Here is a 14329-nt window from a genome sequence, read left to right as displayed (position 1 = left end):
CCGTGTTTCGGCCCCCGGGGCGACGCGGGTAGGCGGCGGCGGTGACGTACTCGATCGTGGCCCGCGACCCGGAGACCGGGGAGATGGGCGTCGCCACGCAGTCCCAGGCCTTCGCGGTCGGCAACAGTGTCCCCTTCGCCCTCCCCGGGCACGGCGTCATCGCGACGCAGTCGATGGCCGAGCCCATGTACGGCGCCGTCGGCCTCGACCTGCTCCGCGGCGGTTTCACCGCCCAGGAGGTCCTGACGGCGCTCAGCAGCGTCGACCCGCAGCCCGAGCGCCGGCAGGTCGCCGTGCTGGGCCTGGCCGGCGACTTCGCCGTGTACACCGGAACCAGCTGCGTCGACGCCGCCGGGCACCTCATCGGCGACACCTGCGTCGGCCTGGCCAACATGGCCAGCTCCCCGGCGGTGTGGGAGGCGATGGTGGAGCGGTTCGAGGGCTCCTCGGGCCCGCTCGCCCAGCGGTTGCTCAACTCCCTGGTGGCGGGGGAGGAGGCCGGCGGGGACTTCCGGGGGCGCCGGTCGGCCGCGATCATGGTCGTCCGCGCGACCACCACCGGCCGCCCCTGGCACGACATGGTGGTCGACCTGCGGGTCGACGACTCCCCGGACCCGCTGGGTGTGCTGGCCGACCTCACCGTCACGCGCGCCCGCTACCAGGACGTCGTCCGCGCGTTCCAGCAGGCCATCGACGGCGACCCGGTCACCGCCGACCGCGAGCTGGAGCTGCTCCGGCCGATGGACCCGGTCAGCGAGCCCGACCAGCTGATGTGGCGGGCCGTCGTCGCGGCGCTCGCCGGACGGGAGGACGACGCCCGCGCGATGCTCGTCGACCTCGCCGCCACCGCGCCGCAGTTCATCGAGGCCGCCAGCCGATTCGGCAAGGCCGGGCTCATGCCGGCCGACGTCGTCGACCGGATCATCCCGCCGGTCCCGCCCAGCTGATCGCCGCGGCGCGACGGGCCTCTCCCCGGCCGTGCCGCCCGGGCCGGTGGTCCGGTACAGCGCGACGGCCGGGCCGCTCATCACGGTGACGACGGCGCCGGGGCCCGGAGAGCGCGACGGGCGGACACCCGGAGTGGGTGCCCGCCCGTCGCGGCGGCCCCGTCGTCGGACGGGGCCGGTGCTCAGCTCTTCGGCCGCGCGCCGGCGCGCAGGGCGCCGAGGAGGTCGTGGTTGAGCCGCGAGATCGTCTCCATCGAGATGCCCTTGGGGCAGGAGGCCGAGCACTCGCCGATGTTGGTGCAGCCGCCGAAGCCCTCGCGGTCCTGCTGCGCCACCATGTTGACCACGCGGTCGTTGCGCTCGGGCTGACCCTGGGGGAGCAGCCCCAGGTGCGTCACCTTCGCAGCGGTGAACAGCATCGAGGAGGCGTTCGGGCAGGCCGCCACGCAGGCGCCGCAGCCGATGCAGGTCGCGGCGTCGAACGCGGCGTCCGAGTCGGCCTTGGGCACCGGGGTGGCGTGCGCCTCCGGGGCGGTCCCGGTCGGGACGCTGATGTAGCCGCCGGCCTGGATGATCCGGTCGAACGCCCGCCGGTCGACCGCGAGGTCCTTGATGATCGGGAACGCGGTGGCCCGCCACGGCTCGATGTCGATCGTGTCGCCGTCGGCGAACGACCGCATGTGCAGCTGGCAGGTGGTCGTCTGCTGCGGGCCGTGCGCCTGGCCGTTGATCATGACGCCGCACATGCCGCAGATGCCCTCGCGGCAGTCGTGGTCGAAGGCGACCGGGTCGTCGCCCTGCATGATCAGCTGCTCGTTGAGCACGTCGAGCATCTCGAGGAACGACATGTCGGGGGAGATGTCGGTGATCTTGTAGGTCACCATCTTGCCCTTGACCGTCGGCCCCTGCTGACGCCAGATGCGCAGCGTCAGGTTCATCCCGCGCTTGCTCTCCGCCCCGGGGTTGCCGACGCTGGAGCGCATCGCGCCTTCGTGTGTGGCTGTCACTTGTAGCTCCGCTGGGCGAGGTGGACGTACTCGTACTCGAGGGCTTCCCGGTGCAGCACCGGGGGCTGGCCCTCCGGCGTCCACTCCCAGGCCGCCACGTAGGCGAAGTTCTCGTCGTCGCGCAGCGCCTCGCCCTCCGGGGTCTGGCTCTCCGCGCGGAAGTGGCCGCCGCAGCTCTCGCGGCGGTGCAGGGCGTCGATGCACATCAGCTCGGCGAGCTCGATGAAGTCGGCGACCCGGCCGGCGTGCTCCAGCGTCTGGTTGAACGAGTGCCAGTCGCCGGTGACCTTCAGGTTGGTCCAGAACTCCTGGCGGATCTCCTGGATGCGGTCGATGGCCTTGCGCAGGCCCTCGTCCGTGCGCTCCATGCCGCAGAGGTCCCACATCAGCTGGCCGACCTCGCGGTGGAAGGACGCCGGGGTGCGGTTGCCGTTGATGCTGAGCAGCTTCTGCACCTGCTCCTGCACGCCGGTGAGCGCCTCCACCGCGGCCGGGTGGCTCTCGTCGACCTTCTCGAACGGGCCGTCGGCCAGGTAGCTGCTGATCGTCGACGGCAGCACGAAGTAGCCGTCGGCCAGGCCCTGCATGAGCGCCGAGGCGCCGAGCCGGTTCGCGCCGTGGTCGGAGAAGTTCGCCTCACCGATCACGAACATGCCCGGGATCGTCGACTGCAGGTCGTAGTCGACCCACAGGCCGCCCATCGTGTAGTGCACCGCCGGGTAGATCCGCATGGGGACCGCGTAGGGGTCCTCGCCCGTGATCTGGGCGTACATGTCGAAGAGGTTGCCGTACTTCGCCTCGACCGCCGGGCGGCCCAGCCGCTCGATCGCCTCGGCGAAGTCCAGGTACACCCCCAGCCCGCCGGGGCCGACGCCGCGGCCCTCGTCGCACACGTTCTTCGCCTGGCGGGAGGCGATGTCGCGGGGGACCAGGTTGCCGAACGAGGGGTAGAGCCGCTCGAGGTAGTAGTCGCGCTCGCTCTCGGGGATCTCCCGCGGGTCGCGGGTGTCGCCGCGCTCCTTGGGCACCCACACGCGGCCGTCGTTGCGGAGGGACTCCGACATCAGGGTCAGCTTCGACTGGTAGTCGCCCTTGACCGGGATGCAGGTGGGGTGGATCTGGGTGTAGCAGGGGTTGGCGAAGTACGCGCCCCGCTTGTGCGCCCGCCAGATCGCCGTGGCGTTGGAGCCCTTGGCGTTCGTGGACAGGTAGAAGACGTTGCCGTAGCCACCGCTGGCGATGACGACGGCGTCGGCGAAGTGGGTGCTGATCTCGCCGCTGACCAGGTCGCGGGCGACGATGCCGCGGGCGCGGCCGTCGACCACGATCAGGTCCAGCATCTCGGTGCGCGCGTGCTGCTCGACGCTGCCGGCCGCGATCTGCCGCTCGAGGGCCTGGTAGGCGCCGTAGAGCAGCTGCTGGCCCGTCTGGCCGCGGGCGTAGAAGGTGCGGGAGACCTGCGTGCCACCGAAGGAGCGGTTGTCGAGCAGGCCGCCGTACTCGCGGGCGAAGGGCACGCCCTGCGCGACGCACTGGTCGATGATGTTGACGCTGACCTCGGCGAGGCGGTGCACGTTGTTCTCGCGGGAGCGGAAGTCGCCGCCCTTGACCGTGTCGTAGAACAGCCGGTGCACGCTGTCGCCGTCGTTGCGGTAGTTCTTCGCGGCGTTGATCCCGCCCTGCGCGGCGACGCTGTGCGCGCGGCGCGGGCTGTCCTGGTACCAGAACGACTTCACCTTGTAGCCGGCCTCGCCCAGCGTGGCGGCGGCGGAACCGCCGGCCAGACCGGTGCCGACGACGATGACCGTCAGCTTGCGGCGGTTGGCCGGGTTGACCAGGCGGCCGCGGAACTTGCGCTCGCTCCAGCGCTCGCCGATCGGGACGTCGGTGGGGGCCTTGGTGTCGGCGATCGGCTCGCCGACGGTGAACAGCTCGAGAGGCATCGGGGGGAGCTCCTTAGTCGATGAGCCCGAAGAGGACGGAGAAGGGCACGAGCAGGAAGCCGATGGTCAGCACCGTCGCGAACGCCACGGCGAAGGCGCTGACGGTCTTCTCGCGGCGCCGGTTGCTCTGCCCCAGGGTCTGCGTGGCGCTCCAGATGCCGTGGCGCAGGTGCATGCCCAGGAGGATCACCGAGATGGCGTAGAAGATCGTGACGAAGGGGTTCTGGAAGCTGGCGACCAGCCGCTCGTACGGCGTGCTGTCGAAGCCCTCGGCGTTCACCGTGCCGGTGGTCAGGTCGAGGACGTGGTAGATGATGAACGCGCCGATGATCACGCCGCCCCAGCGCATGGTGCGCGACGCGTAGCTCTGCGCGGTGGCCTTCTTGGTGACGTAGCCCTGGGGGCGGGCCCGCTTGGCCTGGCGCCACAGCGAGACGGCGGCCCAGAAGTGCGCCACCACCGCGACCAGCAGCACGATGCGGATGGCCCAGAGCGTCGTCTGGCCCGGCAGCGCCGGGTTGCCGACCGTCCGGATCCAGCCCGAGTACGAGTTGAACGCCTCGGCGCCCGAGAAGGCCTTCAGGTTCCCGATCACGTGCGCGATCAGGTACAGCACCATGATGATGCCGCTGACGGCCATCACGGCCTTCTTGAAGACCGAGTTGGTCTTCGCCACCTTGGGGGTCCTGCGCTGCGCGTGCTCCACCGTCACCACAAGTCCCCACGCTAGGACTACACGGTGCTTGCCACCAACCAAACACGAGGTGACACACCTCATGTAAGGCGACCCTCACCGGGGAGCCCGCCGCCGCGCTCGACGTGACGCGGCCGGGCCGGTGGTCACACCGCCCCGCGGCGGGCAGGCTGTGCACGTGCCCACCCCCACCCGTGGCTTCCTCGGCCGCCGTCGCGAGCGCGACCCCCGGCTGCCCCCCGGCCAGTACGACGTCGGCGCCGACTGGCCGGTCCTCACCGCCGAGCCGACCCCGCGCATCACCCCGGAGACGTGGAGCATCACCGTCGACGGCCAGGTCGAGCAGCCCACCACCTGGTCGTGGGACGAGGCCCACCGGCTGCCCCCGTCGGAGTACCGCGGCGACATCCACTGCGTCACCACGTGGTCGAAGTTCGACACCCGCTTCTCGGGGGTCTCGGTCGACACGCTGCTGGACGCCGCCCGGCCGACCGCCGAGGCGCAGTTCGTCATGGCGACGTCGAAGACCGGCTACACCACCAACCTGCCGCTCGCCGACGTGACCGGGGGCAGGGCGTGGCTGGTCTGGGACTTCGACGGCCGCCCGCTCACCCCTGAGCACGGCGGGCCCGTCCGGCTGCTGGTGCCGCACCTGTACTTCTGGAAGAGTGCCAAGTGGATCAGCAAGCTCACGCTGCTCCGGCGCGACCAGCCCGGCTTCTGGGAGCAGAACGGCTACCACGACCGGGGCGACCCGTGGCGGCAGCAGCGGTACCAGGGTGATTGAGGACCCCGCCCCCCTCACCGCTCGCGAGCTCGCGGCGAGCATCTGGACGGGGCCGTGAGGGCGCCGTCAGGGGGGTGGCGGACGGCGACGGTCGCGGGCGTGCGGCGCCCGGTGCCCCGTTCGGTGCAGCTCCGGCTGGACGTCGCCGACCGGGTCGACCACCTGCCCGGCCAGCACTACGTGGTGCGGTTGACCGCGCCGGACGGCTACACCGCCCAGCGGTCGTACTCGGTGGCCTCGGCGCCGGGGGATCCGCTGGTCGAGCTGTTCGTCGAGCGGCTCGACGACGGCGAGGTCTCCACCCACCTGGCCGACGTCGTGGAGCCCGGCGACGTCCTCGAGGTCCGCGGGCCGATCGGCGGCTGGTTCGTGTGGGACACCGAGAGCCCGGCGCTGCTGGTCGCCGGCGGCAGCGGGGTGGTGCCGTTCGTGTCGATGCTGCGCACCGCGCGGGCGCTGGGGCGCACCGACCGGCTGCGCACCGCGGTCAGCGTGCGCACGCTGGAGCTGCTGCCCTACGCCGACGAGCTGCTCGACGCCGGCGCGCTGGTCGTGACCACCCGCGAGCCGCGCGGCATCCGGCCCGCGGGGCGGCTCACCGCCGTGGACCTGGTGCCGCTGTGGGAGCCGGGGCAGACGGCCTACGTCTGCGGATCCGCGGCGTTCGCGGGTGCGGCCACCCGGCTGCTGGAGACCCTGGGCACCCCGGCGGCGGACATCCGCGTCGAGCAGTTCGGCCCGAGCGGCTGAGGGCCCCGTCCGGGCCCTGGGCCGCCCGATGCTGTCAGCCGGCCGCGGTGGGGTTACCCGGGGTGGACAACCAGAGCTCGAAGAGCTCGTCCAGCTGCTGCCCCGACACCTCCTCCGCGAGGGCGACGAACTCCTCGGTCGTCGCCGTGCCGCCGGCCTGCGAGGCCACCCACCGCTGGACGATCGAGGTGAAGGCGTCGTCGCCCACCGCTCCGCGCAGCGCGTGGAGGGTCATCGCGCCGCGGTAGTAGACCGCGATGTCGAAGAGGTCCTCCGTGGCCGGGCCCGGGTCGCCGATGGTCAGGTCCCAGAACTCCGGCGGCGCACCGGCGGCGATGGCGTCGAACTCCTGCTGCGGCGTGGAGAGCCCCTCGCGCTCGAGCCACAGCCACTCGGCGTAGGTGGCGAACCCCTCGTTGAGCCAGATGTGCCGCCACTCGTCGATGCGCACCAGGTCGCCGATCCACTGGTGCGCGAGCTCGTGCACCACCACCAGGTCGCCGCTGACCGGGTCGGTGAAGAACACCGGCGCGTAGATCGACCGGGTCTGCGTCTCCAGCGCGAACTGGAACTCCGGGTGGTCGTCGACGATCCCGCCGGCCGGGCGGAACGGGTAGGGCCGGCCGAAGAACTCGGAGAGGAAGCCGATGATCTCCGGCTGCCGGGCCAGCGACGCCTCGGCGACCTCCCCGGCGGACGGGCCCTCCGCCTCGGGGTCGAGGTCGAGGGTGAACAGGTCGGGGTCGAGGGCGTCCCAGAACCGGATGCCGTCGGCCCGGTGCTCCCGCAGCTCGAACTCGCCGATCGCCAGCGTCACCAGGTAGGTGGCCATCGGCTCCTGCGCGCGCCACTCCCAGGTGGTCCACCCGTCCGCGGTGCGGCTGCCGCCCAGGACGCCGTTGGAGACGGCCTCCAGCCCCTCCGGCACGGTCGCCCGCACGTCGACCGAGGCGGCGTCGCGCGGGTGGTCGTTGGCGGGGAACCAGGTGGCCGCCCCGTCGGGCTGGCCGGCGACGACCGCCCCGTCGTCGGTGTGCATGAAACCGGAGGTGCCGAGCGCGTCGGTGATGGTCCCCGGCACGCCGTCGTAGGTGACCGTGGCGGCGAAGCGCTGCCCGGCGGGCAGCGCCCTCGCCGGCGTGATGGTGAGCTCGCCGCCCTCGCGCACCCACGTCGCCTCGGCCGAGCCCACCCGCACGGAGCGCACCTCCATGCCCTGCAGGTCCAGGTTGAAGGCGGAGAGGTCCTGCAGCGCCCGCGCGGTGATGGTCGCGACCCCGTCGAGGACGTCGGTGGCCGGGTCGTAGCGGAGGTCGAGGTCGTAGTGGAGGACGTCGTAGCCGCCGTTGCCGTCGAGCGGGAAGTAGGGGTCCCCGATGCCGGGGGCGCCCGGCGCGGGGCCCTCGTCGCCGAGCGCGGCGCCGGGGCTCAGGCCGAGCACCACCACGGTCGTCGCGGTCAGCAGCGGGAGTTTCCGGGACATGGCCGCTCCTCCGAGCCGTCGCGCCACCTGCTGCGCGGGGGAGCGCGACGGTAACGGCCCGGCGTCGGCTCGTTCGGTGTGCGACCGCGCGGCCCCGCGGCCGCCCCGCGTGGGGCCACCCCGTGGGCACGCGTCGTCGCGGGCTGCGACCGGCGGCGGGGCCCCCGAGGCGGACGCCGCCGGCGTCAGAGCCAGCCCCGCCGGCGGGCCTCGGTGACGGCGGCGTGCCGGTTGGGGGCGCCGAGCTTGGCCGCCGCGGCGGACAGGTGGTTGCGCACCGTGCCCGGGGAGAGGTGGGCCCGCGCGGCGATCTCCTCCACCGGCGCCCCGCCGGCGGCCAGCTCCAGGATGTCGGCCTCCCGCGGGGTCAGGGGGCTGTCCCCGGCGCTGATCGCCTCGGCGGCCAGCTCCGGGTCGACGTAGCGTCCTCCGCCGTGCACGGTGCGGACGACGGAGGTGAGCACCGCCGCGCTCACCGTCTTGGGCAGGAAGCCGCGGACGCCGGCCTCCAGCGCCCGCTTGAGGTGGCCCGGGCGGCCGTGCCCGGTGACGATCACCAGCCCGCAGCCGGGGACGACGGTCGCGAGCTCGGCGGCGAGCGAGATGCCGTCGCGGTCGGGCAGCTGGAGGTCGAGGACGGCGACGTCCGGCGCGTGCGCCCGGGCCATCGCGAGCGCCTCCGCGGCCGAGGCGGCCTCGGCGACGACCGACAGGTCCTCCTCCAGGGCAAGGAGAGCGGCCAGCGCCGAGCGGATCAGGTTCTCGTCGTCGGCCAGGAGCACGCGGATCACCGCGCCACCCCCGCGACGGCCCTCGGCAGCGTCGCCGCCAGCAGGAACCGGCCGTCCGCCGCGTGGGCGCGCAGTCGGCCGTCCAGCCCGGCCAGCCGCTCGGCCAGCCCGGTGAGGCCGTTGCCCCAGCCGCGGTCGCCGTCGCCGGTGCCGTCGTTGACCACGGACAGCTGCACCTCCTCCGGCGCGACGGACAGGGTGATCGTGCACTCCGTGGCGCGGCTGTGCCGCAGCACGTTGGTCACCGCCTCGCGCACCACCCAGCCGAACGCCGTCTGCACCTGCTCGGGCAGCGCGGTGCCGGCGTCCTCACCGGTGACGGTGCAGGCGACCCCGGCCGCCCGGAGCACCGAGCGGGCGCCGGCCAGCTCGCCGGCGAGGTCGACCGACCGGTACCCCCGCACCACCTCGCGCACCTCGCGCAGCGACCCCTCGGCGATGCGCGCGATGTCGGCCAGCTCCTCGGCGGCCCCCGGCTGGCCGCGGCGCACCAGCTCGCCGGCGAGCTGGCTCTTCACCGCGATGGTGGAGAGGTCGCGACCCATGACGTCGTGCAGGTCGCGGGCGAAGCGGAGCCGCTCCTCGGCGACCGCGAGCTGCAGCTGCACGCCGCGGCTGCGGGCCATCTCCTGCACCACGTCGAGCACCCACACCGAGAAGCGGAAGGCGAGCACCACCGCGAGCACCGCGATCGCGAGGACGACGCCCTGCGTCACGGCCGCGGCCACGGGGGTCCCGTCCAGGCCCGCGGCGACCCCGCTGAGCACCCCGATGGCGAGCGTGTGCGGGAGCAGCTGCCGGGTGGTCCAGACCGTCGAGCAGGCCGTCAGCACCATGCCGAGGGGCAGCGCCACCGACCACGGCACGACGGGGGAGGGGTCACCGGTGCGGAACGCCCAGGCACCGGCGGCGGCCATCACGCCGGCCGCCGCGAACGCGCCGGCCACCGGCCCGGCGGGGAGCGGCTCCTCCCGGCGGTGCGCGGCCAAGCCCCGGCGGGTCACCACCACCCCGCCGACGGCGGTGCCGGCGGCGCCCGCGAGGAACAGGGCGACGGCGGGGGCGGGCACGGGGGAGGTGGCCGCCCCCAGCACACCGACGGCGAACAGCGGCACCGCCCCGAGGAACGTGTAGAAGGACCACCGGGTGTAGAGCTCGATGCGCTCGGCGTCGGAGCGGCTCCTCCACCAGCGCATCACGGTCGGCACGCCGCCATGCTGCCGCACCGCCCCGGGGCGCCCCCGCTCACCGCCGCGGCGCCCAGCGGAACCAGCGCCGGGCGAGCGAGGCGCCGATGCCGAGCCATGCGGCGAGCACCGCCAGCGGGACCAGGGCCTCGGTCCACGCGCCGGCCCACCCGACCCCCTGGCCGTCCCAGGTGGTGCCGGCCAGGCCCAGCTGGGCGAGCTCGACCACCGGGGTCAGCGGCAGCATCCGGGCCGCGGTGGCGAGCACGTCGGGCAGCACGGAGAGGGGGAAGAACACCCCGCACAGCGAGGAGGACACCACCAGGAACGGCAGGGCGGTGATCTGGGCGCTCTCGGAGGTGCGGGTGAACGCGGTGCTCGCCGCCGCCAGCAGCAGCATGAGCGCCGCGCCGCCGACGAGCGCGACCAGCGGCAGGACGACGTCGACCGGCGCCGACCACTCCCCGAGGACGGCGACCCCGATCCCGACCAGCGCCACCTGGCCGACGGTGACCAGCAGCGTCGGGGCGGCGATCCCGAGGACCACCTCGGTGCCGGTCAGCTCGCCGGTGCGCATCCGCTGCAGCACCAGCTCCTGGCGGCGGGCGACGAACGTGGTGAGCAGGTTGTAGTAGGTCAGGAAGACCAGCATCACGCCGATGGCGCTGACCAGCAGCCGCGGGCCCACGGCGACCTCACCTCCCCCGACGCCGAGCGCGGGCACGGCGGCCACCAGCAGGAGCGGCAGCAGCACCGAGTTCACGACCGCGGTGCGGTTGCGGAGGAACAGCCTGGTCTCCGCGCCGGCGAGCGCGAGCGTGCGGCGGGTGCGGCTCGGCCCGGTGGCGGGCGGAGCGGTGGTCGTGGCGGTGGTCATCGGGTGCTCCCGGTCTCGAGGCGGGTCGGGTGGGTGGTGGGGTCGCCGTCGGCGACGGCGAGGAACGCCTGCTCCAGGGAGGCCGACCGCGCCTGGAGCCCACCCAGGGCGACGTCCTCGGCGGCGGCCCAGCCGAGCAGGGCGGTGAGCGCCGGCTGCAGGTCGCGGGTGTGCAGCTCCACGCGGGGCGCGGGCTCGACCAGGCGCACGCCGGGCAGCGCCGGCAGCGGGGGCGCGGCCGGCCCGAGGGTGAAGCGGACGGTGGCCGGCTGCGTCGCGGTGATCTCCTCCGGGGTGCCCTCCAGCTCGATCCGGCCGGCGCGCAGGATCGCGATGCGGTCGGCGAGCTCCTCGGCCTCCTCGAGGTGGTGGGTGGTGAGCACCACGGCCGTGCCGCCCCGCACCATCTCCCGGACCAGCGACCAGACGGTGCGGCGGCTCTCCGGGTCCAGTCCGGTGGTCGGCTCGTCGAGCACCAGCACCCGCGGGCGCCCCAGCAGGGCCAGCGCGAGGTCCAGCCGGCGCCGTTCGCCGCCGGAGAGGCTGCGCACCCGGACGTCGGCGCGGTCTCCCATGCCGACCTGCGCCAGGGCCTCCTCGACCGGGCGCGGGCGGGTCAGCGTCCGCGCCCAGGTGGTCACCGTCTCGGCGACGGTGAGGTCGCCCGGCAGCCCGCTCGACTGCAGCAGCACCCCCAGGTGCGGCCGGACCGCGGCGTGCTGCCGGAGGGGGTCGGCGCCCAGGATCCGCACCGTCCCGCCGTCGGGGCGCGCCAGGCCCTCCAGCACCTCCAGCGCGGAGGTCTTGCCGGCGCCGTTCACGCCGAGCAGCGCGAACACCTCGCCGGGGCGCACCTCGAAGGAGATGCCGCGCACCGCCTCGAAGTCGCCGTACCGGCGCCGCAGGTCGGTGACCTCGACGGCGGGCACGTCCCCGCGGGGGTGCGTCGGCCGCCGGCCGGGTTGCGCGTGGACGTCGGTCACGGGCCCTCCTCGGTGCGTCCGCCGGCCACCGTCGGGCCGGTCCTCCGGACGCACCTCCGACCCTGCCGCCCCGACGGAGCCGGGTCGGGTGCCGTCGTTCACGACCTGCGGCGCCCTCCGCACGGCCCACCCGTGACGCGTGTCATGGGTGCGCCCCATGCCGCGGGTGCCGGGCGGTGTGGCCGGCGGCGCTCCGGGTAGGGGCGCGGGAGGACGTGCCGCCCGTTCCCGGTCCCGGTGCCCCGGACGTCGAGGAGGAGCCGTGCAGGACCAGGACGAGGAGCGCACGCGCGCCGAGCTGGGGGAGACCGACGCCCCGGCCGAGGACGAGATCGCCGAGGCGTTCGACAAGATCGTCAGCGAGGGCGCGCAGCGGCTGCACCGCCGCTGGCGGGAGGTGCTGGCCACCGGGCTGGCCGGGGGGCTGGAGGTGGCCGTCGGCGTGCTGGCCCTCCTGGCCGTGCTCGAGGCGACCGGCAGCGAGCTGCTCGCCGGGCTGGCGTTCAGCATCGGCTTCGTCGCCCTCATGCTGGGACGCAGCGAGCTGTTCACCGAGGGCTTCCTGGTGCCCGTCACGGCCGTGTTCGCCCGACGCGCCAGCGGCGGGCAGCTGGCCAAGCTGTGGATCGGGACCCTCGTCGCGAACCTCGTCGGCGGCTGGCTGGTGATGTGGCTGGTCGTGCAGGGCTTCCCCGACCTGGCCGACGTCGCGCTGGAGTCGGCGCGGCACTTCGTGGAGGCGCCGCTGGACCTGCAGTCGGTCGCCCTGGCGTTCCTGGGCGGCAGCGTCATCACGCTCATGACGCGCATGCAGCACGGCGCGCACTCCGAGGGCGGCAAGATCGTCGCATCGGTGATCGGCGGCTTCCTGCTGGCCGGGCTCATGCTCTTCCACTCGATCCTCGACTCGCTGCTGATCTTCGGGGCCCTCCACGTCGGCGCCCCGTTCGGCTACGGGGACTGGCTGGCCTGGTTCTGGTACACCGTGCTGCTCAACATGGCCGGGGGGCTGCTCGTGGTGACGTTGATCCGGCTGGTGCGCAGCAAGGACCTGATCGAGCGGGAGCGCGCCGCCGTCGCCCGCGGCCGGTAGGGGCGCCGCCACCGGGTGCGGCGGGCGTCGGCCATCCTGGCGGCGTGATCGAGCTCCGCGGCCTGACCAAGCGCTACCGCGCCCGGGTGGCGGTCGACCGGCTCACCGTCACCGTGGAGCCGGGCCGGGTCACCGGCTTCCTGGGCCCCAACGGGTCGGGCAAGACGACGACGATCCGCTGCGTCCTCGGGCTGGCCCAGCCCACCGCGGGGACGGCGACGGTGCGGGGCCGCGCGTACCGCGACCTGGCCCACCCGCTGCGGGAGGTCGGCGCGCTGGTCGACCCGCGCGCCCGCCACCCGGGACGGACCGCGCACGCCCACCTGCTGGCGCTGGCGCGCGGCAACGGGCTACCCGTGCACCGGGTGGACGACGTGATCGAGCTGGTGGGGCTGGCCCCGGTGGCCCACGAGCGGGTGCGCGGCTTCTCCCTCGGCATGGCGCAGCGGCTGGGGATCGCGGCGGCCCTGCTCGGCGACCCGGAGGTGCTGCTCCTCGACGAACCGGTCAACGGCCTGGACCCCGAGGGCATCCGCTGGGTGCGCGAGCTGCTGCGCGACCTCGCGGACGAGGGGCGGACGGTGCTGGTGTCCAGCCACCTGATGAGCGAGATGCAGGAGACGGCCGACCACCTCGTCGTCCTCGGCCGGGGCCGGCTGCTCGCCGACGTCCCGATGGCCGACCTCCTCGGCGCGCACACCGCCGTCCGGGTGCGCAGCCCGCAGGCGCCCGTGCTGGCGTCGGCGGTGCAGCGCGCCGGCGGGCACGTCGAGCTGGAGATCGACGGGGCGCTGCGCATCGACGGGCTGGCCGCCGCCGACGTCGGCGACCTCGCGCACGGCATCGGCGTCCGGCTGCACGAGCTCAGCCCGGTCACCGGCTCCCTGGAGGATGCCTACCTGGCCCTGACCGGGGACGACGTGGAGTACCGGGCGGTCGCCCCGTGAGCGGCGTCCCGTTGCGGGCGGTGCTCGCCGGCGAGTGGACCAAGCTCCGCTCGACCCGCTCCACGTGGTGGTGCTCGGGCCTCTTCGTGCTCCTGGCCGGCGGCGCCGGCTGGCTCGCGGCGGCGACGACGCAGTCGGCGCCGCGCGCGGACCTCGCCGTCAGCTCGGCGCTCACCGGCTTCGGCTTCGGGTCGGTGCCGCTCGTGGTCCTCGCGGTGCTGGTCGTCAGCGCCGAGTTCCGCACCGGCCTGGCGCTGGTCACCTTCACCGCGGTCCCGCGCCGCGGTCGGGTGCTCCTGGCCAAGACCATCGTCGTCGCCGGCTGGAGCGTGCTGCTCACCGCGCTGGTGGCCGCCGGGTGCCTGCTGGCCGCGAGCCGGCTCACCGCGGTCCCCGGCGGGATCCCGCCCACCGACCCCGACGTGCTGCGCCAGCTGTGGCTGCAGGTCGTGGGCGCGGCGCTGACCGCGGTGCTGGCGGTCGGCGCCGCCGCGCTGCTGCGCTCGACGGCCGGGGCGCTCGGCGCCGTCCTCGCGCTCGTCCTGGTGCTCCCCCCGGTGCTGGCGATCGCCGGTACCGAGCTCAGCCTGCGCATCTCGCGCCGGCTGCCGGCCTTCCGGGTGGGGGAGGACGCGTTCCTGTCGGTGGCCACCTCCTGGCAGACGGGGCTGCTGGTGGCCGGCGGCTGGGCGTTGGCGGCCTGGCTCCTGGGCCTCGCGGTGCTGGTGCGGCGGGACGTCTAGCTGTACTGATCGGGGACGTTGCTGCAGCCGGTGATGGGCGGGAGGTTGCCCAGAGCTGTGTGGGGCCGGTGGTGGTTGTACTGGTGCAGCCAGCCTG

General features: G+C 74.4%; 15 protein-coding genes. 6 read left to right on the top strand and 9 right to left on the bottom strand.

Annotated elements, in window-relative coordinates; all coding sequences use genetic code 11:
• Window positions 1-41: 41 nt before the first annotated feature.
• Window positions 42-947, top strand: a complete 906-nt coding sequence (locus E9565_RS14320; protein WP_236835596.1) for a DUF1028 domain-containing protein — start codon at window positions 42-44, stop codon at window positions 945-947.
• Between the two features lie 182 nt (window positions 948-1129).
• Here E9565_RS14320 and E9565_RS14315 read toward each other — a convergent pair whose 3' ends face one another.
• The 3 genes from E9565_RS14315 to E9565_RS14305 all read right to left on the bottom strand — a co-directional run bounded on the left by E9565_RS14315 (window position 1130) and on the right by E9565_RS14305 (window position 4609).
• Window positions 1130-1885, bottom strand: coding sequence for a succinate dehydrogenase/fumarate reductase iron-sulfur subunit (locus tag E9565_RS14315; protein ID WP_374201408.1), 756 nt, complete (start codon window positions 1883-1885; stop codon window positions 1130-1132).
• Between the two features lie 65 nt (window positions 1886-1950).
• Window positions 1951-3897 (bottom strand): fumarate reductase/succinate dehydrogenase flavoprotein subunit, encoded by a 1947-nt coding sequence (locus E9565_RS14310; RefSeq protein ID WP_236826025.1) that lies wholly within the window; start codon window positions 3895-3897, stop codon window positions 1951-1953.
• Window positions 3898-3910: 13 nt separating this feature from the next.
• Window positions 3911-4609 (bottom strand): succinate dehydrogenase cytochrome b subunit, encoded by a 699-nt coding sequence (locus E9565_RS14305; protein ID WP_236826024.1) that lies wholly within the window; start codon window positions 4607-4609, stop codon window positions 3911-3913.
• A 160-nt stretch (window positions 4610-4769) separates the two neighbouring features.
• On the opposite strand from E9565_RS14305, the gene E9565_RS14300 reads away from it, so the two are divergent.
• Together E9565_RS14300 and E9565_RS14295 are read left to right on the top strand one after the other, a co-directional pair.
• Window positions 4770-5378 carry a sulfite oxidase-like oxidoreductase gene (locus tag E9565_RS14300; protein ID WP_236835594.1) on the top strand — a complete coding sequence of 203 codons (609 nt, stop codon included), beginning with the start codon at window positions 4770-4772 and terminating at the stop codon, window positions 5376-5378.
• 123 nt (window positions 5379-5501) lie between these two features.
• Window positions 5502-6128 carry an FAD-binding oxidoreductase gene (locus E9565_RS14295; RefSeq protein ID WP_236835592.1) on the top strand — a complete coding sequence of 209 codons (627 nt, stop codon included), beginning with the start codon at window positions 5502-5504 and terminating at the stop codon, window positions 6126-6128.
• A 34-nt stretch (window positions 6129-6162) separates the two neighbouring features.
• Here the strand turns inward: E9565_RS14295 and E9565_RS14290 are convergent, their stop codons facing one another.
• The 5 genes from E9565_RS14290 to E9565_RS14270 all read right to left on the bottom strand — a co-directional run bounded on the left by E9565_RS14290 (window position 6163) and on the right by E9565_RS14270 (window position 11449).
• Window positions 6163-7611: a M1 family metallopeptidase gene (locus tag E9565_RS14290; protein ID WP_236826021.1), complete on the bottom strand. Its 1449-nt coding sequence runs from the start codon at window positions 7609-7611 to the stop codon at window positions 6163-6165.
• A 185-nt stretch (window positions 7612-7796) separates the two neighbouring features.
• Window positions 7797-8402 (bottom strand): response regulator transcription factor, encoded by a 606-nt coding sequence (locus E9565_RS14285; RefSeq protein ID WP_236826020.1) that lies wholly within the window; start codon window positions 8400-8402, stop codon window positions 7797-7799.
• The gene (locus E9565_RS23310; RefSeq protein WP_236826019.1) at window positions 8399-9610 is read right to left on the bottom strand and encodes a sensor histidine kinase; all 1212 of its coding nucleotides are present in this window, start codon (window positions 9608-9610) and stop codon (window positions 8399-8401) included. Before E9565_RS23310 ends, E9565_RS14285 begins: the two co-directional genes overlap by 4 nt.
• 37 nt (window positions 9611-9647) lie before the next feature.
• Window positions 9648-10466, bottom strand: coding sequence for an ABC transporter permease (locus tag E9565_RS14275; RefSeq protein WP_236826018.1), 819 nt, complete (start codon window positions 10464-10466; stop codon window positions 9648-9650).
• Window positions 10463-11449 (bottom strand): ABC transporter ATP-binding protein, encoded by a 987-nt coding sequence (locus E9565_RS14270; RefSeq protein WP_236835590.1) that lies wholly within the window; start codon window positions 11447-11449, stop codon window positions 10463-10465. The genes E9565_RS14275 and E9565_RS14270 overlap by 4 nt, the downstream gene beginning before the upstream one ends.
• Before the next feature lie 262 nt (window positions 11450-11711).
• Between E9565_RS14270 and E9565_RS14265 the strand changes: the two genes are divergently transcribed.
• The 3 genes from E9565_RS14265 to E9565_RS14255 are packed head-to-tail and all read left to right on the top strand — an operon-like array spanning window position 11712 to window position 14232.
• Window positions 11712-12542 carry a formate/nitrite transporter family protein gene (locus tag E9565_RS14265; RefSeq protein ID WP_236826016.1) on the top strand — a complete coding sequence of 277 codons (831 nt, stop codon included), beginning with the start codon at window positions 11712-11714 and terminating at the stop codon, window positions 12540-12542.
• A 44-nt stretch (window positions 12543-12586) separates the two neighbouring features.
• The gene (locus tag E9565_RS14260; protein ID WP_236835589.1) at window positions 12587-13489 is read left to right on the top strand and encodes an ATP-binding cassette domain-containing protein; all 903 of its coding nucleotides are present in this window, start codon (window positions 12587-12589) and stop codon (window positions 13487-13489) included.
• The gene (locus E9565_RS14255) at window positions 13486-14232 is read left to right on the top strand and encodes an ABC transporter permease (protein ID WP_236835587.1); all 747 of its coding nucleotides are present in this window, start codon (window positions 13486-13488) and stop codon (window positions 14230-14232) included. Before E9565_RS14260 ends, E9565_RS14255 begins: the two co-directional genes overlap by 4 nt.
• On the opposite strand, the gene E9565_RS14250 is transcribed toward E9565_RS14255, so the two are convergent.
• On the bottom strand, window positions 14229-14329 hold a 101-nt coding region (locus E9565_RS14250; protein WP_236835627.1), incomplete at its 5' end, for an integrase core domain-containing protein. The genes E9565_RS14255 and E9565_RS14250 overlap by 4 nt on opposite strands.

It is taken from the genome of Blastococcus sp. KM273129, from assembly GCF_021698995.1.
Taxonomy (GTDB): Bacteria; Actinomycetota; Actinomycetes; order Mycobacteriales; family Geodermatophilaceae; genus Blastococcus.
This window is presented reverse-complemented; position numbering and strand designations above follow the sequence as displayed.